General features: G+C 57.9%; 19 protein-coding genes. 16 read left to right on the top strand and 3 right to left on the bottom strand.

All coding sequences use genetic code 11. The features are described 5' to 3' along the window. Positions 1–3 precede the first annotated feature (3 nt). Together ACYYKW_RS04120 and ACYYKW_RS04115 are read right to left on the bottom strand one after the other, a co-directional pair. A complete protein-coding gene (locus tag ACYYKW_RS04120; RefSeq protein ID WP_464989483.1) occupies positions 4–951 on the bottom strand; it encodes a FecR domain-containing protein in 948 nt (315 codons plus the stop codon). Further along, entirely contained in the window at positions 951–1,457 is a 507-nt protein-coding gene (locus ACYYKW_RS04115) for a sigma-70 family RNA polymerase sigma factor (RefSeq protein WP_093096486.1), read from the bottom strand. Before ACYYKW_RS04115 ends, ACYYKW_RS04120 begins: the two co-directional genes overlap by 1 nt. 571 nt (positions 1,458–2,028) lie before the next feature. Here ACYYKW_RS04115 and mnmG point away from each other — a divergent pair. The 16 genes from mnmG (at position 2,029) to glmS (ending at position 17,824) form a co-directional block, all read left to right on the top strand. Beyond that, positions 2,029–3,927, top strand: coding sequence for a tRNA uridine-5-carboxymethylaminomethyl(34) synthesis enzyme MnmG (gene mnmG, locus ACYYKW_RS04110; RefSeq protein ID WP_464989482.1), 1,899 nt, complete (start codon positions 2,029–2,031; stop codon positions 3,925–3,927). After that, a complete protein-coding gene (gene rsmG, locus ACYYKW_RS04105; RefSeq protein WP_203420126.1) occupies positions 3,924–4,568 on the top strand; it encodes a 16S rRNA (guanine(527)-N(7))-methyltransferase RsmG in 645 nt (214 codons plus the stop codon). Before mnmG ends, rsmG begins: the two co-directional genes overlap by 4 nt. A gap of 18 nt (positions 4,569–4,586) precedes the next feature. Beyond that, entirely contained in the window at positions 4,587–5,384 is a 798-nt protein-coding gene (locus ACYYKW_RS04100) for a ParA family protein (protein WP_090287828.1), read from the top strand. Positions 5,385–5,393: 9 nt separating this feature from the next. Then, positions 5,394–6,266: a ParB/RepB/Spo0J family partition protein gene (locus ACYYKW_RS04095; RefSeq protein ID WP_090287826.1), complete on the top strand. Its 873-nt coding sequence runs from the start codon at positions 5,394–5,396 to the stop codon at positions 6,264–6,266. 148 nt (positions 6,267–6,414) lie between these two features. Continuing rightward, positions 6,415–6,822: a F0F1 ATP synthase subunit I gene (locus ACYYKW_RS04090; RefSeq protein ID WP_090287824.1), complete on the top strand. Its 408-nt coding sequence runs from the start codon at positions 6,415–6,417 to the stop codon at positions 6,820–6,822. A 16-nt stretch (positions 6,823–6,838) separates the two neighbouring features. Then, a complete protein-coding gene (gene atpB / locus ACYYKW_RS04085) occupies positions 6,839–7,708 on the top strand; it encodes a F0F1 ATP synthase subunit A (RefSeq protein WP_016772402.1) in 870 nt (289 codons plus the stop codon). Positions 7,709–7,841: 133 nt separating this feature from the next. Further along, on the top strand, positions 7,842–8,099 hold the full coding sequence (gene atpE / locus ACYYKW_RS04080) for a F0F1 ATP synthase subunit C (RefSeq protein WP_003097235.1): 258 nt from the start codon (positions 7,842–7,844) through the stop codon (positions 8,097–8,099). Positions 8,100–8,158: 59 nt separating this feature from the next. After that, entirely contained in the window at positions 8,159–8,629 is a 471-nt protein-coding gene (locus ACYYKW_RS04075) for a F0F1 ATP synthase subunit B (protein WP_016772403.1), read from the top strand. A 12-nt stretch (positions 8,630–8,641) separates the two neighbouring features. Next, positions 8,642–9,178 carry a F0F1 ATP synthase subunit delta gene (locus ACYYKW_RS04070; RefSeq protein ID WP_016772404.1) on the top strand — a complete coding sequence of 179 codons (537 nt, stop codon included), beginning with the start codon at positions 8,642–8,644 and terminating at the stop codon, positions 9,176–9,178. Between the two features lie 21 nt (positions 9,179–9,199). Then, complete coding sequence (gene atpA / locus ACYYKW_RS04065) at positions 9,200–10,744, top strand: F0F1 ATP synthase subunit alpha (protein ID WP_016772405.1); 1,545 nt, start codon at positions 9,200–9,202, stop codon at positions 10,742–10,744. 50 nt (positions 10,745–10,794) lie between these two features. Continuing rightward, on the top strand, positions 10,795–11,655 hold the full coding sequence (atpG, locus tag ACYYKW_RS04060) for a F0F1 ATP synthase subunit gamma (RefSeq protein WP_007911960.1): 861 nt from the start codon (positions 10,795–10,797) through the stop codon (positions 11,653–11,655). Positions 11,656–11,682: 27 nt separating this feature from the next. Next, positions 11,683–13,062 (top strand): F0F1 ATP synthase subunit beta, encoded by a 1,380-nt coding sequence (atpD, locus tag ACYYKW_RS04055; protein WP_090287822.1) that lies wholly within the window; start codon positions 11,683–11,685, stop codon positions 13,060–13,062. A 45-nt stretch (positions 13,063–13,107) separates the two neighbouring features. Further along, positions 13,108–13,533 (top strand): F0F1 ATP synthase subunit epsilon, encoded by a 426-nt coding sequence (locus ACYYKW_RS04050; RefSeq protein WP_016772407.1) that lies wholly within the window; start codon positions 13,108–13,110, stop codon positions 13,531–13,533. A gap of 118 nt (positions 13,534–13,651) precedes the next feature. Beyond that, complete coding sequence (gene glmU, locus ACYYKW_RS04045) at positions 13,652–15,019, top strand: bifunctional UDP-N-acetylglucosamine diphosphorylase/glucosamine-1-phosphate N-acetyltransferase GlmU (RefSeq protein ID WP_464989481.1); 1,368 nt, start codon at positions 13,652–13,654, stop codon at positions 15,017–15,019. A 193-nt stretch (positions 15,020–15,212) separates the two neighbouring features. Continuing rightward, positions 15,213–15,989 (top strand): DeoR/GlpR family DNA-binding transcription regulator, encoded by a 777-nt coding sequence (locus tag ACYYKW_RS04040; protein WP_464989480.1) that lies wholly within the window; start codon positions 15,213–15,215, stop codon positions 15,987–15,989. A 2-nt stretch (positions 15,990–15,991) separates the two neighbouring features. Further along, positions 15,992–17,824: a glutamine--fructose-6-phosphate transaminase (isomerizing) gene (gene glmS / locus ACYYKW_RS04035; protein ID WP_336356589.1), complete on the top strand. Its 1,833-nt coding sequence runs from the start codon at positions 15,992–15,994 to the stop codon at positions 17,822–17,824. Between the two features lie 203 nt (positions 17,825–18,027). Here the strand turns inward: glmS and ACYYKW_RS04030 are convergent, their stop codons facing one another. After that, entirely contained in the window at positions 18,028–18,396 is a 369-nt protein-coding gene (locus ACYYKW_RS04030) for an antibiotic biosynthesis monooxygenase family protein (RefSeq protein WP_090287817.1), read from the bottom strand. Positions 18,397–18,443 lie beyond the last annotated feature (47 nt).

The following is an 18,443-nucleotide window of genomic DNA, read 5'->3' as shown; positions in this document are numbered from 1 at the left end:
CGATCAAGCGCGGTGGCTGAGCGAGACCCAGTAACGAGTGAAGTAACGCACGTTGATCGGCAACGAAGCCTGTAGATTGGCCAACACGGCATCGGTGGAATCAAGCCGAAATGTACCGGACACGCGCAGATCCCTGGCACGAGCGTCGCAATGCAGGACACCGCGACGATAGCGTTGCAGCTCATCGATCACATCGCCCAGCCGCGCATCGAGGACGATCAACTGGCCGTTGCTCCATGCCACTTGTGATGAGGTGAAGGGCTGAATGAGTCCGATATGCCGACGGTCGAAATCTGCACCTTCGCCTGCCTGCAAGATTCTCGCGGCCGCTGAGACATCAGCGGGCTGAACGCTGACCCGATCTTCGAGCACACCCACCCGGGTTGCGCCCGGTAACTGATGAACCGAAAAACGCGTGCCCAGCGCTTGTATCCGACCATCCTGGGTTTCGACACAAAACGGCCGTTGATCGCCAAGCTTGCCGGTTTGAATCAGGATCTCGCCCGAGCGCAGGCGAATCAGCCGTTGTGTCGCAGTGAAAGACACATCGATCGCGGTGTCGGTATTGAGCTGAATCTGGCTGCCGTCGGCCAATGGCAGGTTGCGACGCTGACCGACCTCGGTTTTATAGTCGGCCCAGACATTCCCCAAGGAAGTGTGTTGCTGAACATTCCAGCCAACGAACCCGGTTCCTGCAGCGAGCAGCAATAGCTTCACCACCTGGCGTCGTTGTTGTCCGGTACTCAGGGCGCGACGTTTCAAGTCCTGCGGAAGGGTGCCGAGGTGACGCTGCAGTTGTTCCACTTGGTTCCATGCCGCCAGATGCGCAGGATCGCTATCTATCCACAACTGCCAAGCGTTTTTTTCGGCAAGCGTTGGCGGCTCTGCCTGAAATTGCACGTACCAGCTGGCGGCCGCTTCGAAAACCTGGCGGTCGGGTGCGATGGCCATCAATGCTGCGCCATGATCAGGGCACATTCTGTCAGGGCGCGAATCATGTGCTTCTTCACCGTTGTCAGCGAAACCTGCAGTTGCACGGCAATCTGTTGATAAGTCAGGCCTTCAATCTGGGAAAGCATAAAGATCCGCTGGGTTCGCGCACCGAGGCCTGCCAGGGCTTTATCCACAGCCATCAGGGTTTCGATGATCAACGCTCGGTCTTCTTCACTGATTGCGCTGGCCTCAGGTCTGGTTGCCAGAGCCTGCAGATAGGCAGTCTCGATGGCGCTTCTTCTATATCGGTCAATCACCAGGCCGCGCGCGATGGTGGCCAGATACTCCCTCGGCTCGCGGATATGCGCCGCATTGCGGGCCGCCAGAATCCGCACAAACGTGTCATGCGCGACGTCCGCCGCATCGCCCGCGTCATTTAATCTGCCCTTGAGCCAGCCGTAGAGCCACGAATGGTGTTGCTCGTAGATTTGCTCGATCGCAGCGGTATGGGCGAGTAGGGACATGGGAGAAAGTGGTGAGTTAATGATAATGCCTATTATTAGCCCCTGTTACGTTCTCTCACAATAGCCCTTTCATTTCCTCTCCAATGCTTGCATGGGCGTCACCGCTATCTTGGTGGCGCCTTTTTTTTGCGTTCTGTATGCATCGTTTGGACGTTTTCTGTGGATTAAGCCCTGTGAATAACTGCCCCTGAGATCGGTTGATAACAGGGCTTCGAAACTGGATATAAACCCCTCTGTGGATAACACACCCTTTCATCCACAGGCTTACGAGGCTTATCCAATGCCCTCATTGGCACATGAGCACAGGGTTTTGAATCTCTGTACAGCACGTAAATAATGGCCTGTAGCGATCTATCCACAGAAACCATGGTCAGTAAGAATAAACATAAAAACAAAGTTTTATAAATTTCTCTCTTTTTTATTCTTTTAACCGCGAGTTCTCCACAGCTGGTTAAATTTTGTGCAAAGGGTTCTTTAGAAAGGGCGAAGTCCCTATACTTGCCGACCAGGTCCAGAAACCTGAGCTCAAACTATTTCCTGAATGACCTATTAAGCAGGCACGAGGTGCGTGGTGGATTTCCCTTCCCGTTTTGAAGTGATCGTCATCGGCGGCGGTCATGCCGGTACCGAGGCAGCACTGGCCTCAGCACGTATGGGGGCAAAAACCCTGTTGCTGACGCATAACGTGGAAACCCTCGGTGCCATGAGTTGCAACCCGGCCATCGGTGGCATTGGCAAAAGCCATCTGGTCAAGGAAATCGATGCCCTCGGCGGCGCGATGGCCATGGCTACCGATTTGGGTGGTATCCAGTTTCGCGTGTTGAACAGCCGCAAAGGCCCGGCCGTACGGGCGACCCGTGCGCAGGCCGACCGACTTCTGTACAAAGCGGCTGTCCGCGAAATCCTGGAAAACCAACCGAACCTGTGGATATTTCAACAGGCGGCTGATGACCTGATCGTCGAGCAGGAACAGGTCCGTGGTGTTGTCACGCAAATGGGTCTGCGCTTCTTGGCCGATTCCGTGGTGTTGACCACCGGTACGTTCCTCGGTGGACTTATCCACATCGGTTTGCAGAATTTTTCCGGCGGTCGCGCCGGTGATCCGCCGTCGATCGCGCTGGCGCACCGTTTGCGTGAACTGCCTCTGCGCGTCGGCCGCTTGAAAACCGGCACCCCGCCGCGTATCGACGGCAAGTCTGTGGATTTCTCGGTGATGACCGAGCAGCCAGGCGATACGCCGATCCCGGTGATGTCGTTCATGGGCAACAAGGAACAGCATCCACGCCAGGTCAGCTGCTGGATTACCCACACCAATGCTCGCACCCACGAAATCATCGCGGCGAACCTCGATCGTTCGCCGATGTATTCCGCTGCCGGCGAAATCGAGGGCATCGGCCCGCGTTACTGCCCGTCGATCGAAGACAAGATCCACCGCTTTGCCGACAAGGAAAGCCATCAGGTGTTCATCGAACCGGAAGGTTTGACCACTCATGAGCTGTACCCGAACGGGATATCCACAAGCTTGCCGTTCGATGTGCAATTGCAGATCGTGCAATCGATCCGCGGCATGGAAAACGCGCACATCGTGCGTCCGGGTTATGCGATCGAGTACGACTACTTCGATCCTCGCGACCTCAAGTACAGTCTGGAAACCAAGGTGATTGGCGGTCTGTTCTTTGCCGGTCAGATCAACGGCACTACCGGTTACGAAGAAGCCGGTGCACAAGGTTTGCTCGCTGGCGCCAACGCGGCGCTGCGCGCCAAGGGCAAAGAAGCCTGGTGCCCGCGCCGCGATGAAGCGTACATCGGTGTATTGGTCGACGATCTGATCACCCTGGGTACTCAAGAGCCGTACCGCATGTTCACTTCCCGCGCCGAGTACCGCCTGATCCTGCGCGAGGACAACGCCGACCTGCGTCTGACCGAAAAAGGCCGGGAGCTGGGCCTGGTCGATGACGCGCGTTGGGCGGCGTTCTGCAAGAAGCGCGAAAGCATTGATCTGGAAGAACAGCGCCTGAAAAGCACCTGGGTGCGACCCAATACGCAACAGGGCGATGCAATTGCCGAGAAATTCGGCACGCCACTGACCCACGAATACAACTTGCTCAACCTCCTGAGCCGACCGGAAATCGATTACGCGGGTCTGGTCGAGGTAACCGGCAACGGCGCTGAAGATCCGCAGGTTGCCGAGCAGGTCGAAATCAAGACCAAGTACGCCGGTTACATTGATCGTCAGCAGGATGAAATCGCCCGTTTGCGCGCCAGCGAAGACACCAAACTGCCTGTGGATATCGATTACACCAATATTTCCGGTCTCTCCAAGGAGATCCAGAGCAAGCTGGGCGCGACTCGCCCCGAGACGCTCGGCCAGGCTTCGCGGATCCCGGGTGTGACCCCGGCAGCCATTTCGCTGTTGATGATTCATTTGAAAAAACGCGGCGCGGGCCGTCAGTTGGAGCAAAGCGCTTGAGTTCTAAGGTCACTTCGCAGCACGCCGAAGAGTTATCCACAGGAGCCCGCGCGCTCGGTGTCGAGCTCACGCAAGCCCAGCATGAGTTGCTGCTGGGTTATCTGGCCCTGTTGATTAAATGGAACCAGGCCTACAACCTCACCGCTGTGCGCGATCCGGATGAAATGGTCTCGCGTCACTTACTCGATAGTCTGAGCGTGATGTCGTTCATCGAAAACGGCCGCTGGCTCGACGTCGGCAGTGGCGGCGGCATGCCGGGGATTCCGTTGGCGATCCTGTTTCCGGATTCGCAGGTGACCTGCCTGGACAGCAACGGCAAGAAAACCCGCTTCCTGACACAGGTCAAACTCGAACTCAAACTGGATAACCTGCAAGTTATCCACAGTCGTGTAGAGGCGTTCCAGCCTGCGCAGCCATTTAACGGGATCATTTCCCGGGCGTTCAGCAGCATGGAGAATTTCAGTAACTGGACTCGTCACCTGGGCGATGCTGATACACGCTGGCTGGCAATGAAGGGCGTTCATCCGGCCGATGAGCTGGTAGCATTGCCGGCAGACTTCAAACTCGATAGCGAACACGCCCTGGCCGTACCCGGTTGCCAAGGCCAACGCCATCTGCTGATACTGCGCCGCACGGCATGATTGGGAACACAAGCAAGAATGGCTAAGGTATTCGCGATAGCGAACCAGAAGGGTGGTGTGGGCAAGACCACCACCTGTATCAACCTCGCAGCATCGCTGGTCGCGACCAAGCGCCGGGTGCTGCTGATCGATCTCGATCCACAGGGCAACGCCACCATGGGTAGCGGTGTGGATAAACACGGCCTGGAAAATTCGGTCTACGACCTGCTGATCGGTGAATGCGATCTGAGCCAGGCCATGCATTTTTCCGAGCATGGCGGTTATCAACTGCTGCCGGCCAACCGCGATCTGACGGCGGCCGAAGTGGTGCTGCTGGAAATGCAGATGAAGGAAAGCCGTCTGCGTAGCGCGCTGGCGCCGATCCGCGACAACTACGATTACATTTTGATCGACTGCCCGCCGTCGCTGTCGATGCTCACGCTGAACGCGCTGGTCGCCTCCGACGGGGTAATTATCCCCATGCAGTGCGAGTATTTCGCGCTCGAAGGCTTGAGCGACCTTGTGGATAACATCAAGCGCATCGCTGAACTGCTGAATCCGAACCTGAAAGTCGAAGGTCTGTTGCGGACCATGTACGACCCGCGCCTGAGCCTGATGAACGATGTGTCGGCGCAGCTCAAGGAACACTTCGGCGAGCAGCTTTACGACACGGTGATTCCGCGCAACATCCGTCTGGCCGAAGCGCCAAGCTACGGCATGCCGGCACTGGCCTACGACAAGCAGTCGCGCGGCGCGCTGGCCTATCTGGCCCTCGCGGGCGAGATGGTTCGCCGTCAGCGCAAAAATTCACGCATCGCCGCTGCCCAGCCAACTTAAGGAATCCCCATGGCCGTCAAGAAACGAGGTCTCGGACGTGGACTGGATGCACTGCTGAGCGGTCCGACAGTCAGCGCCCTGGAAGAACAGGCCGCGCAGGCTGATACCCGGGAATTGCAGCATTTGCCGCTGGACCTGCTTCAGCGCGGCAAATACCAGCCGCGCCGGGACATGGATCCGCAGGCGCTGGAAGAACTGGCGTCTTCGATCAAAGCCCAAGGCGTGATGCAACCGATCGTGGTGCGTCCGATTGGTGGTGGCCGCTTCGAAATCATCGCCGGTGAGCGTCGCTGGCGCGCCAGTCAACAGGCTGGCCAGGAAACCATCCCGGCCATGGTCCGCGATGTGCCTGATGAAACCGCAATCGCCATCGCGCTGATCGAGAACATCCAGCGCGAAGACTTGAGTCCGATCGAAGAGGCCGTGGCCTTGCAACGGCTGCAGCAGGAATTTCAGCTGACCCAGCAGCAGGTGGCCGAGGCTGTGGGTAAGTCTCGCGTGACTGTGGCTAACCTGTTGCGACTTATTGCATTGCCTGAAGTCATCAAGACCATGCTGTCTCATGGCGATCTGGAAATGGGTCATGCCCGTGCATTACTCGGTCTGCCGGACAATCAGCAGGTCGAAGGGGCGCGACATGTTGTCGCACGAGGGCTGACCGTGCGCCAAACTGAGGCACTGGTTCGCCAGTGGTTGAGTGGCAAACCCGAGCCTGTCGAAGCCGCCAAACCCGATCCGGACATCGCTCGCCTCGAACAGCGGCTGGCCGAGCGCCTAGGCTCTGCGGTGCAGATTCGCCACGGGAAGAAGGGCAAGGGCCAATTGGTGATTGGTTACAACTCGCTCGATGAGCTTCAAGGTGTGCTCGCACACATCCGCTGAAACATTTCCTCATGTAGCGCGCAGTCGGAAATCACTACCTGACAGTTGAATAGGGGCAGAACCGCCCCTATACTCTGCGCGCATTTTGTCGGCACAAATTATGCCAAGTTAGTGAATTCTGGCAGCCGACCATTGGAGAGCAAACGTGATGGAAACCCGCAAGCCAAACCGCCTGCCGTTCCATCGCCTGGCGGTTTTTCCGGTGCTGATGGCTCAATTTGTCGTTTTGCTGATTGCCGCGTTGGCGCTCTGGCAATGGCATGGAGTCGTTGCCGGATACTCGGGACTTTGCGGAGGCCTGATAGCCTTGCTGCCCAATGTTTATTTCGCTCACAGGGCATTTCGGTTTTCCGGCGCCCGAGCAGCCCAGTCCATCGTCCGGTCTTTTTATGCCGGCGAGGCAGGCAAACTGATTTTGACGGCAGTGCTGTTTGCACTGGTGTTCGCAGGTGTGAAGCCACTGGCGCCGATCGCAGTATTCGGCGTGTTCGTGCTGACGCAGTCGGTCAGCTGGTTCGCTCCCCTGCTGATGAGAACAAGACTTTCGAGACCTTAGGGCGTTTGAGGCAACCATGGCAGAAACAACCGCTTCGGGCTATATCCAGCACCACTTGCAGAACCTGACCTTCGGTCAGCTACCCAACGGCGGCTGGGGCTTTGCCCACACCGCAGCAGAGGCCAAGGAAATGGGCTTCTGGGCTTTCCACGTCGATACCCTCGGCTGGTCGGTCGCGCTGGGTCTGATCTTCGTTCTTCTTTTCCGCATGGCGGCGAAGAAGGCAACGTCGGGTCAGCCGGGTGCTTTGCAGAACTTCGTTGAAGTATTGGTCGAATTCGTCGATGGCAGCGTGAAAGACAGCTTCCATGGTCGTAGCCCGGTGATCGCACCGCTGGCACTGACCATCTTCGTCTGGGTGTTCCTGATGAACGCCGTCGACCTGGTACCGGTCGACTGGATTCCTCAACTGGCCATCCTGATCTCCGGTGATGCGCACATCCCGTTCCGCGCCGTGTCGACTACCGACCCGAACGCGACCCTGGGCATGGCGTTCTCGGTGTTCGCGCTGATCATTTTCTACAGCATCAAGGTCAAGGGCATCGGCGGCTTCATCGGCGAACTGACCCTGCACCCGTTCGGCAGCAAGAACATCTTCGTTCAAGCCCTGCTGATCCCGGTGAACTTCCTGCTGGAATTCGTGACCCTGATTGCCAAGCCGATCTCTCTGGCTCTGCGTCTGTTCGGCAACATGTATGCCGGCGAGCTGGTGTTCATTCTGATCGCTGTGATGTTCGGCAGCGGCCTGCTCTGGCTGAGCGGCCTGGGCGTTGTTCTGCAGTGGGCGTGGGCTGTGTTCCACATCCTGATCATCACGCTGCAGGCGTTCATCTTCATGATGCTGACCATCGTCTACCTGTCGATGGCGCACGAAGAAAACCATTAAGGCCAGTCTCGACTAGTCTGATGTCCCTCCCGGTCAAACGGGAGGGGGCTCTTCACAGGGCACCTGAAACGATTTGTTTTACCGCTTTAATCTAAAAAACCTAAACCATACGACGTAAAAGTCGGGAGGAAAGATGGAAACTGTAGTTGGTCTAACCGCTATCGCTGTTGCACTGTTGATCGGCCTGGGCGCACTGGGTACCGCAATTGGTTTCGGCCTGTTGGGCGGCAAGTTCCTGGAAGGCGCAGCGCGTCAGCCAGAAATGGTTCCAATGCTGCAAGTTAAGATGTTCATCGTTGCCGGTCTGCTCGACGCCGTAACCATGATCGGTGTTGGTATCGCTCTGTTCTTCACCTTTGCGAACCCGTTCGTTGGTCAGATCGCTGGCTGATTACCCGGATTCTTCCGAGTAATCTGGTGTGATGGACAACGTAACTGCGAGGTGTTGGCGTGAACATTAATGCGACCCTGATTGGCCAGTCCGTTGCGTTCCTGATTTTTGTACTGTTCTGCATGAAGTATGTATGGCCTCCGGTCATCGCTGCTCTGCACGAACGTCAAAAGAAGATCGCTGATGGTCTGGACGCTGCCAGCCGTGCAGCTCGCGACCTGGAGTTGGCCCAAGAAAAAGCGGGTCAGCAACTGCGCGAAGCGAAAGCTCAGGCAGCTGAAATCATCGAGCAAGCCAAGAAACGCGGTAACCAGATCGTCGAAGAGGCTGTTGAAAAAGCCCGTATCGACGCTGACCGTGTGAAGGTTCAGGCTCAAGCCGAGATCGAACAGGAACTGAACAGCGTCAAAGACAAGCTGCGTGCCCAAGTGGGCTTGCTGGCTGTTGGCGGCGCCGAGAAGATCCTGGGTGCCACAATCGATCAAAACGCGCACGCAGAGCTGGTTAACCAACTGGCTGCTGAAATCTAAGCGAGGGCGATCATGGCAGAACTGACCACGTTGGCCCGACCTTACGCTAAGGCGGCCTTCGAGCACGCTCAGGCCCACCAGCAACTGGCCAATTGGTCAGCCATGCTCGGCCTGGCAGCAGCGGTGTCGCAAGACGACACCCTGCAGCGCGTGCTCAAGGCCCCGCGACTGACGAGCGCAGAAAAGGCCGCCACGTTCATTGACGTGTGCGGCGACAAGTTTGATGAAAAGGCACGCAACTTCATCAACGTCGTTGCCGAAAACGACCGTCTCCTGCTTCTGCCGGAGATCGCCGCTCTGTTCGACCTGTACAAGGCCGAACAAGAGAAATCGGTAGACGTTGAAGTGACCAGTGCTTTCGCATTGAACCAAGAACAGCAAGACAAACTCGCCAAGGTTCTCAGTGCACGACTCAACCGGGAAGTGCGCCTGCAAGTTGCGGAGGACGCTGCCTTGATTGGTGGTGTCGTGATCCGCGCCGGCGACCTGGTTATCGATGGCTCGATTCGCGGCAAAATCGCGAAACTTGCCGAAGCATTGAAATCTTGAGTTTGAAGGGGCAGCAGAGCAATGCAGCAACTCAATCCTTCCGAAATAAGTGAAATTATCAAGGGCCGCATCGACAAGCTCGATGTGACCTCCCAAGCCCGTAACGAAGGCACTGTCGTCAGCGTATCTGACGGCATCGTGCGGATTCACGGTCTGGCCGACGTCATGTACGGCGAGATGATCGAGTTTCCGGGCGGCGTCTACGGTATGGCCCTCAACCTGGAGCAGGACTCCGTAGGTGCCGTGGTATTGGGCTCCTACCAGTCGCTGGCTGAAGGCATGAGCGCCAAGTGCACCGGCCGCATCCTCGAAGTTCCTGTTGGTAAGGAATTGCTGGGCCGCGTAGTCGATGCACTGGGTAACCCTGTTGACGGCAAAGGTCCACTGGGCAACACCGAGACCGACGCGGTCGAGAAAGTTGCTCCAGGCGTGATTTGGCGTAAGTCGGTAGACCAGCCTGTACAGACTGGCTACAAGGCTGTCGATGCCATGATCCCGGTCGGCCGTGGCCAGCGTGAGCTGATCATCGGTGACCGTCAGATCGGTAAAACCGCTCTGGCGATCGACGCGATCATCAACCAGAAAGACAGCGGCATTTTCTGCGTCTACGTAGCGATCGGTCAGAAGCAATCGACCATCGCCAACGTGGTTCGCAAGCTGGAAGAAAACGGCGCCCTGGCCAACACGATCATCGTGGCTGCCAGTGCTTCGGAATCTCCTGCGCTGCAATTCCTGGCACCGTACTCCGGTTGCACCATGGGTGAATTCTTCCGCGACCGCGGTGAAGACGCGCTGATCGTTTATGACGATCTGTCCAAGCAGGCAGTGGCTTACCGCCAGATCTCCCTGCTGCTGCGCCGTCCACCAGGCCGTGAAGCTTACCCAGGCGACGTGTTCTATCTCCACTCCCGTCTGCTGGAGCGCGCATCCCGCGTTTCGGAAGAATACGTAGAGAAGTTCACCAACGGCGCAGTGACCGGCAAAACCGGTTCCCTGACCGCACTGCCGATCATCGAAACCCAGGCTGGCGACGTTTCCGCGTTCGTTCCGACCAACGTGATTTCCATCACCGACGGTCAGATCTTCCTGGAATCGGCCATGTTCAACTCGGGCATCCGCCCTGCAGTGAACGCCGGTGTTTCGGTATCCCGTGTGGGTGGTGCCGCTCAGACCAAGATCATCAAGAAGCTCTCCGGTGGTATCCGTACCGCTCTGGCTCAGTACCGTGAACTGGCGGCATTCGCCCAGTTCGCTTCTGACCTGGACGAAGCGACCCGCAAGCAACTTGAGCATGGTCAGCGCGTTACCGAGCTGATGAAGCAGAAGCAATACGCACCAATGTCGATCGCTGACATGGCGCTGTCGCTGTATGCCGCTGAGCGTGGGTTCCTGACTGACATTGAAATCGCCAAGGTCGGCAGCTTCGAACAAGCGCTGATTGCTTTCTTCAACCGCGATCACGCCGATTTGATGGCGAAGATCAACGTTAAAGGTGACTTCAATGACGAAATCGACGCTGGCATGAAAGCCGGTATCGAGAAGTTCAAGGCCACCCAAACCTGGTAAGCCGCAGCGGGAGCCGCGAGGCTCCCGCTTGCTAACCTGATAGGTGTTACATGGCAGGCGCAAAAGAGATTCGCAGTAAGATTGCGAGCATCAAAAGCACGCAAAAGATTACCAGCGCCATGGAAAAAGTGGCGGTCAGCAAAATGCGCAAGGCACAAATGCGCATGGCTGCTAGCCGTCCTTATGCGGAGCGTATCCGCCAGGTAATTGGGCATCTGGCCAACGCCAACCCGGAATACCGCCACCCGTTCATGATCGACCGCGAAATCAAGCGCGTCGGTTATGTCGTCGTGAGCAGTGACCGTGGTCTGTGCGGCGGCTTGAACACCAACCTGTTCAAGGCCCTGGTCAAGGACATGGCGGTAAACCGCGAAAACGGCGTCGAGATCGATCTGTGTGTCGTTGGTAGCAAGGGTGCGGCCTTTTTCCGCAACTTCGGCGGTAACGTCGTTGCAGCTATCAGCCACCTGGGTGAAGAGCCGTCGATCAATGATCTGATCGGCAGCGTCAAGGTGATGCTGGATGCCTACCTGGACGGCCGTATTGACCGCCTGTCCGTGGTGTCCAACAAGTTCATCAACACCATGACGCAACAGCCTACCGTGGAGCAGTTGATTCCACTGGTGGCCACCCCGGATCAGGATCTCAAACACCACTGGGACTATCTCTACGAACCGGATGCCAAAGAGCTGCTTGACGGCTTGATGGTCCGTTACGTCGAGTCGCAGGTCTACCAGGCGGTGGTCGAGAACAACGCGGCTGAACAGGCTGCGCGGATGATCGCGATGAAGAACGCTACCGACAACGCCGGTGATTTGATCAGCGATTTGCAGCTGATCTACAACAAGGCGCGTCAGGCTGCGATCACCCAAGAGATCTCGGAAATCGTCGGCGGCGCTGCCGCGGTTTAACGGTTCAAATATTCAGAGGATCCAGCTATGAGTAGCGGACGTATCGTTCAAATCATCGGCGCCGTTATCGACGTGGAATTTCCACGCGACAGCGTACCGAGCATCTACAACGCGCTGACTGTACAAAGCGCGGCCGCAACCACTCTGGAAGTTCAGCAGCAGCTGGGCGACGGCGTGGTTCGTACCATTGCGATGGGTTCCACCGAGGGCTTGAAGCGCGGTCTGGAAGTCAGCGACTCTGGCGCAGCCATCTCCGTACCGGTCGGTAAAGCGACCCTGGGCCGGATCATGGACGTCCTCGGCAACCCGATCGACGAAGCTGGCCCGATCGACACCGAAGAGCGCTGGGGCATTCACCGTCCTGCACCTTCGTTCGCCGAGCAAGCGGGCGGCAACGACCTGCTGGAAACCGGCATCAAGGTTATCGACCTGGTTTGCCCGTTCGCCAAGGGCGGTAAAGTCGGTCTGTTCGGTGGTGCCGGTGTAGGCAAAACCGTAAACATGATGGAACTGATCCGTAACATCGCCATCGAGCACAGCGGTTATTCCGTGTTCGCCGGTGTGGGTGAGCGTACTCGTGAGGGTAACGACTTCTACCACGAGATGAAGGACTCCAACGTTCTGGACAAAGTGGCACTGGTTTACGGTCAGATGAACGAGCCGCCGGGAAACCGTCTGCGCGTAGCCCTGACCGGCCTGACCATGGCCGAGAAGTTCCGTGACGAAGGTAACGACGTTCTGCTGTTCGTCGACAACATCTATCGTTACACCCTGGCCGGTACTGAAGTATCCGCACTGCTGGGCCGTATGCCTTCGGCAGTAGGTTACCAGCCGACCCTGGCTGAAGAGATGGGCGTTCTGCAGGAACGTATCACTTCGACCAAGGAAGGTTCGATCACTTCGATCCAGGCGGTATACGTACCGGCGGACGACTTGACCGACCCGTCGCCAGCGACCACCTTCGCTCACCTGGACGCCACCGTCGTTCTGTCCCGTGACATCGCTTCCCTGGGTATCTACCCGGCGGTAGATCCACTGGATTCGACCTCGCGCCAGCTGGACCCGAACGTGATCGGCCAGGACCACTACGACACCGCTCGCGGCGTTCAGTACGTTCTGCAACGTTACAAAGAGCTGAAGGACATCATCGCGATCCTGGGTATGGACGAGCTTTCGGAAGCCGACAAGCAGTTGGTTAACCGTGCTCGTAAGATCCAGCGCTTCTTGTCGCAGCCGTTCTTCGTGGCTGAAGTCTTCACCGGTGCTTCGGGTAAATACGTTTCCCTGAAAGACACCATTGCTGGCTTCAAAGGCATCCTCAACGGTGACTACGACCACCTGCCAGAACAAGCGTTCTACATGGTTGGCGGCATCGAAGAAGCGATCGAGAAAGCCAAGAAACTGTAATCCCGGCGCCCGGCAACGGGCGCTAATTTAGGTTGAGGCAATCAGATGGCTATGACAGTCCATTGCGATATCGTCAGCGCGGAAGGGGAAATCTTTTCCGGCCTGGTCGAGATGGTGATTGCGCACGGTGCACTGGGTGATCTTGGTATCGCTCTGGGTCACGCGCCGCTGATCACTAATCTCAAGCCGGGTCCGATCCGCCTGATCAAGCAAGGCGGGGAAGCCGAGGTGTTCTACATCTCCGGTGGTTTCCTCGAGGTTCAGCCGAACATGGTCAAGGTGCTTGCCGATACTGTGCAACGTGCCGCCGACCTGGATGAAGCTCAGGCTCAGGCAGCTCTCAAGGCTGCCGAGAATGCCCTGAACGAAAAAGGCGCGGACTTCGATTACGGCGCCGCTGCCACACGTCTGGCCGAGGCTGCAGCTCAACTGCGCACCGTCCAGCAGATCCGCAAGAAGTTTGGCGGTTAATCCGTCAGCCGCTTGTTGTGCGATTGATAAAAAAGGGTAGCCTCGGCTACCCTTTTTTCTTTTCCGAATTCCCGTAAACCGGTCGCAGTCGCTGACCACCCAGGATTGGTAGCCAGTCATGTCTCTTGAAATCGTTATCCTCGCGGCCGGCCAAGGCACCCGCATGCGTTCTGCCTTGCCGAAGGTGCTGCACCCGATTGCCGGCGACTCCATGCTGGGTCATGTTATCCACAGCGCCCGTCAACTGGACCCGCAACGTATTCATGTGGTGATCGGTCACGGCGCCGATGTGGTGCGTGAGCGCCTGGCGGCCGACGATCTGAATTTCGTCCTCCAGGACAAACAACTCGGTACCGGCCACGCCACGGCACAAGCGGTGCCGTTCATTACTGCCGACACCGTGTTGATCCTTTACGGCGACGTGCCGTTGATCGAAGTCGAAACCTTGCAGCGTTTGCTCAAGCACGTGGTGCCTGGTCAGATGGGCTTGCTCACCGTCGAACTCGACGACCCGACCGGTTATGGCCGCATCGTGCGTGATGCCGACGGCAAGGTGGCCGCCATCGTAGAACACAAAGATGCCAGCGAAGCCCAACGCGTGATAACCGAAGGCAACACCGGCATTCTCGCCGTGCCGGCCAATCGCCTCGCGGACTGGATGAGCCGCCTGTCGAACAACAACGCCCAAGGCGAGTACTACCTGACCGACGTGATCGAAATGGCGGTCAGCGATGGTCTGGTGGTAGCCACCGAACAACCACATGACCCGATGGAAGTGCAGGGCGCCAACGATCGCAAGCAACTGTCCGAACTCGAGCGTCATTACCAGATGCGCGCCGGTCGTCGTTTGATGGCACAAGGCGTGACCCTGCGTGATCCGGCACGTTTTGATGTGCGTGGTGAAGTCACTGTCGGTCGAGACGTGTTGATCGATATCAACGTGATCCTCGAAGGCAATGTGGTGATCGAAGACGATGTTGTCATTGGCCCGAATTGCGTGATCAAGGACAGCACCCTGCGCAAAGGCGTGGTGATCAAAGCCAACAGCCATATCGAAGGTGCGATTCTCGGCGAAGGCAGCGATGCCGGACCGTTCGCGCGTCTGCGTCCTGGCACCGTGCTTGAAGCTCGCGCGCATGTGGGTAACTTCGTCGAGTTGAAAAACGCCCACATGGGCGAGGGCGCGAAGGCGGGTCATCTGACCTATCTGGGCGATGCCGAAATCGGTGCGCGCACCAACATCGGCGCCGGCACCATCACCTGCAACTACGATGGCGCCAACAAGTGGAAAACCGTGTTGGGTGCGGATGTGTTCATCGGCTCAAACAATTCGCTGGTTGCGCCTGTGGATATCTCCAGCGGTGCAACCACGGCAGCCGGTTCGACGATCACGCAAAATGTGGATAACGCGCAGCTGGCTGTCGGTCGGGCGCGGCAGAAAAATATCGATGGCTGGAAGCGGCCAGTAAAAATCGAAAAATCCTGAGTTATCCACAGTTCTCAGGTAGCCCGCTCGTGAAAGCGTTTGATCAGGTGTACTCACTAGCCTGAGAGACCCCTTCGCGAGCAGGCTCGCTCCCACACGTCTTTTTCTGAATTTTTCTCGCAACGGCTTGACGACATTGTTTCGATAGGTTTTGATTGCTTACGTTATCTTTCGAATCGAAACATAAGCCGCCATGTCGAAACGCAATACGCCCCAGCGCCGCCACAACATCCTCGCCTTGCTCACCGAGCAGGGCGAAGTCAGTGTGGATGAACTGGCCAAGCGCTTCGAAACCTCCGAAGTTACGATCCGCAAGGATCTGGCCGCGCTCGAAAGTCATGGTTTATTGCTGCGCCGTTACGGCGGAGCAATCACCATGCCTCAGGAACTGGTCGCGGAAACCGCGCAAAGTGTCTCCAGATACAAGCAGGCGATTGCTCGCGCCGCGGTTCAGCGCATCCGCGAACACGCGCGGATCATCATCGACAGCGGCAGCACCACCGCCGCAATGATTCCTGAACTCGGCCAGCAGCCGGGTCTGGTGGTGATGACCAACTCCCTGCACGTCGCCAATGCCTTGAGCGAGCTTGAACACGAGCCCGTGCTGCTGATGACCGGCGGCACCTGGGATCCGCATTCGGAATCCTTTCAGGGGCAGGTCGCCGAGCAGGTACTGCGCTCCTACGATTTTGATCAGTTGTTCATTGGCGCCGATGGCATTGATCTGGTGCGCGGGACGACCACCTTCAACGAACTGCTCGGTCTGAGCCGGGTAATGGCTGAAGTGGCGCGCGAAGTCATCGTCATGGTCGAGGCCGACAAGATCGGCCGCAAGATCCCCAACCTGGAGCTGCCGTGGAGCAGCGTCCATACCCTAATTACCGACGATCGCCTGCCCGATGAGGCCCGCGATCACCTTCAGGCCCGCGGTATCACCGTGATTAGCGCGGCTGTCAGTCAGGAGAAATAAACATGTGTGGAATTGTCGGCGCAGTGGCAGAACGTAATATCACCGCGATCCTGCTCGAAGGCCTCAAGCGCCTTGAATACCGCGGCTATGACAGCGCCGGTGTGGCGGTGTACACCAACGACGCAACGCTTGCGCGCATGCGCCGGCCGGGCAAGGTCAGCGAGCTCGAAGCGGCGCTGACCGAGCATCCTCTGGCCGGTCGTCTGGGCATCGCTCACACGCGCTGGGCAACCCACGGCGCACCTTGCGAACGTAATGCTCACCCGCATTTTTCCGGTGACATTGCGGTGGTGCACAACGGCATCATCGAAAACCACGAAGCGCTGCGTGAACAACTGAAGGCGCTCGGTTACGTCTTCACTTCCGACACCGACACCGAAGTCATCGCCCACCTGCTCACCGAAAAGCTCAAGCAGCAGCCAGACCTGACCGTTGCGCTCAAAGCCACCGTCAAGGAACTGCACGGCGCTTATGGTCTGGCCGTGATCAATGCGCAACAACCGGATCGTCTGGTCGCTGCGCGCAGTGGCAGTCCATTGGTGGTTGGCCTGGGTCTGGGGGAAAACTTCCTCGCTTCCGATCAACTGGCGCTGCGCCAGGTCACCGACCGCTTCATGTACCTGGAAGAAGGCGATATCGCCGAAATTCAACGCGACAGCGTGCAGATCTGGGACGTCGACGGTAACGCCGTCGAGCGTCAGACCGTGCAGTACACCGACGGTGCCGAAGCCGCCGACAAAGGCGAGTTCCGCCACTACATGCTCAAGGAAATTCACGAGCAGCCAGCAGTGGTGCAGCGCACCCTCGAAGGCCGCCTGAGCAATGATCAGGTACTGGTGCAAGCGTTCGGGCCGCAAGCCGCCGAGCTGTTTGCCAAGGTGCGCAATGTGCAGATCGTCGCCTGCGGCACCAGTTATCACGCCGGCATGGTTGCGCGCTACTGGCTGGAAGAACTGGCCGGCATCCCGTGCCAGGTCGAAGTCGCCAGCGAATTCCGCTACCGCAAGGTGGTGGTGCAGCCGGATACGCTGTTCGTGACCATCTCGCAATCGGGTGAAACCGCCGACACCCTGGCCGCACTGCGCAACGCCAAAGAACTGGGCTTCCTCGCCAGCCTGGCGATCTGCAACGTCGGCATCAGCTCGCTGGTGCGCGAATCCGACCTGACCCTGCTGACCCAGGCCGGCCGCGAAATCGGCGTCGCGTCGACCAAAGCCTTCACCACGCAATTGGTCGGCCTGCTGCTGCTGACCCTGTCTTTGGGCCAGGTTCGCGGGACGTTGGCCAAAGGCGTTGAGGCCACGCTGGTGGAAGAGTTGCGTCGCTTGCCAACCCGCCTGGGCGAAGCCTTGGCGATGGACAGCACCGTGGAAAAAATCGCCGAACTGTTCGCCGAGAAGAACCACACCTTGTTCCTCGGTCGCGGTGCGCAATTCCCGGTGGCGATGGAAGGCGCCTTGAAACTCAAGGAAATCTCCTACATCCACGCCGAAGCCTACCCGGCCGGCGAGCTCAAACACGGCCCGCTGGCGCTGGTGGATAACGACATGCCGGTGGTCACCGTTGCGCCGAACAACGAACTGTTGGAAAAGCTCAAATCCAACCTGCAGGAAGTCCGCGCCCGTGGCGGCGAACTGGTCGTCTTCGCCGATGAGAAGGCCGGGATGACCAATGGCGAAGGCACCCACGTGGTACAGATGCCGCACATCCACGACATCCTCTCGCCGATCCTTTACACGATCCCGCTGCAGTTGCTGTCGTACTACGTTGCGGTGCTCAAGGGCACGGATGTGGATCAGCCGCGCAATCTGGCGAAGTCGGTGACAGTGGAATAAGTTATCCACCGCTAAAAAACAGATTTCCCAGCAATGCCAAAGCCCCTGATTTCAGGGGCTTTTTCTATTTAAAGGCGTCCACCGGATGACCGAACAGGCGTTGCGCGATTATCGATGGCGAAGAGCGGGTTGTGGTGAGCCCGGCTCACCACAACCACCGACAATAAATCTCTCGCAGTTGGGCAGGTGGCAAAGATACTCCGTTAAACCACCGCGCCAGCCGTGGCGGGTTCACCATCGACCACTACGTTGTACGGTGCCTGTTCGCGATCACGCAGACCGTAATCGCGAATCACCGATGTCACGCGCACGCGGTAGTCATCGAAGATTTTGTCGCGTCCGGCGCGCTGTGCCGACAGGTGGGCTGTCACGTTGCGCCACTGCACCACGGCCTCCTCATCGCGCCAGGTGGTGACCGACATCACCTTCTTGGGGTTGAGCGTGCTTTGAAAGCACTCGACGGAGATAAACCCCTCCATGGGTTCAAGCAGCGGGGTCAGCTTGTTGACCAGGTCAACATAGGTCTCGCCCTGGCCTGGCAGTGCCTGTAACTCAAACAAAACGACGATCATTTTTGATTCCTCATCCTTGATATTTTTCAGGTGGTTTACACGGTGCA

The sequence above is a fragment of the Pseudomonas sp. 15C genome (assembly GCF_055484735.1).
Note: the sequence above shows the minus strand (reverse complement) of the source record. Positions and strands in the feature narration are given on the sequence as shown.

What these genes read in the sequence shown, in the direction of transcription:
- glmU (WP_464989481.1), top strand. Translation starts at nt 13,652, where the DNA reads ATGTCTCTTGAAATCGTTATCCTCGCGGCCGGCCAAGGCACCCGCATG.
- atpD (WP_090287822.1), top strand. Translation starts at nt 11,683, where the DNA reads ATGAGTAGCGGACGTATCGTTCAAATCATCGGCGCCGTTATCGACGTG.
- ACYYKW_RS04095 (WP_090287826.1), top strand. Translation starts at nt 5,394, where the DNA reads ATGGCCGTCAAGAAACGAGGTCTCGGACGTGGACTGGATGCACTGCTG.
- ACYYKW_RS04050 (WP_016772407.1), top strand. Translation starts at nt 13,108, where the DNA reads ATGGCTATGACAGTCCATTGCGATATCGTCAGCGCGGAAGGGGAAATC.
- ACYYKW_RS04030 (WP_090287817.1), bottom strand. Translation starts at nt 18,396, where the DNA reads ATGATCGTCGTTTTGTTTGAGTTACAGGCACTGCCAGGCCAGGGCGAG.
- glmS (WP_336356589.1), top strand. Translation starts at nt 15,992, where the DNA reads ATGTGTGGAATTGTCGGCGCAGTGGCAGAACGTAATATCACCGCGATC.
- ACYYKW_RS04115 (WP_093096486.1), bottom strand. Translation starts at nt 1,457, where the DNA reads ATGTCCCTACTCGCCCATACCGCTGCGATCGAGCAAATCTACGAGCAA.
- ACYYKW_RS04070 (WP_016772404.1), top strand. Translation starts at nt 8,642, where the DNA reads ATGGCAGAACTGACCACGTTGGCCCGACCTTACGCTAAGGCGGCCTTC.
- atpE (WP_003097235.1), top strand. Translation starts at nt 7,842, where the DNA reads ATGGAAACTGTAGTTGGTCTAACCGCTATCGCTGTTGCACTGTTGATC.
- atpA (WP_016772405.1), top strand. Translation starts at nt 9,200, where the DNA reads ATGCAGCAACTCAATCCTTCCGAAATAAGTGAAATTATCAAGGGCCGC.
- ACYYKW_RS04040 (WP_464989480.1), top strand. Translation starts at nt 15,213, where the DNA reads ATGTCGAAACGCAATACGCCCCAGCGCCGCCACAACATCCTCGCCTTG.
- atpB (WP_016772402.1), top strand. Translation starts at nt 6,839, where the DNA reads ATGGCAGAAACAACCGCTTCGGGCTATATCCAGCACCACTTGCAGAAC.
- atpG (WP_007911960.1), top strand. Translation starts at nt 10,795, where the DNA reads ATGGCAGGCGCAAAAGAGATTCGCAGTAAGATTGCGAGCATCAAAAGC.
- ACYYKW_RS04090 (WP_090287824.1), top strand. Translation starts at nt 6,415, where the DNA reads ATGGAAACCCGCAAGCCAAACCGCCTGCCGTTCCATCGCCTGGCGGTT.
- ACYYKW_RS04100 (WP_090287828.1), top strand. Translation starts at nt 4,587, where the DNA reads ATGGCTAAGGTATTCGCGATAGCGAACCAGAAGGGTGGTGTGGGCAAG.
- ACYYKW_RS04120 (WP_464989483.1), bottom strand. Translation starts at nt 951, where the DNA reads ATGGCCATCGCACCCGACCGCCAGGTTTTCGAAGCGGCCGCCAGCTGG.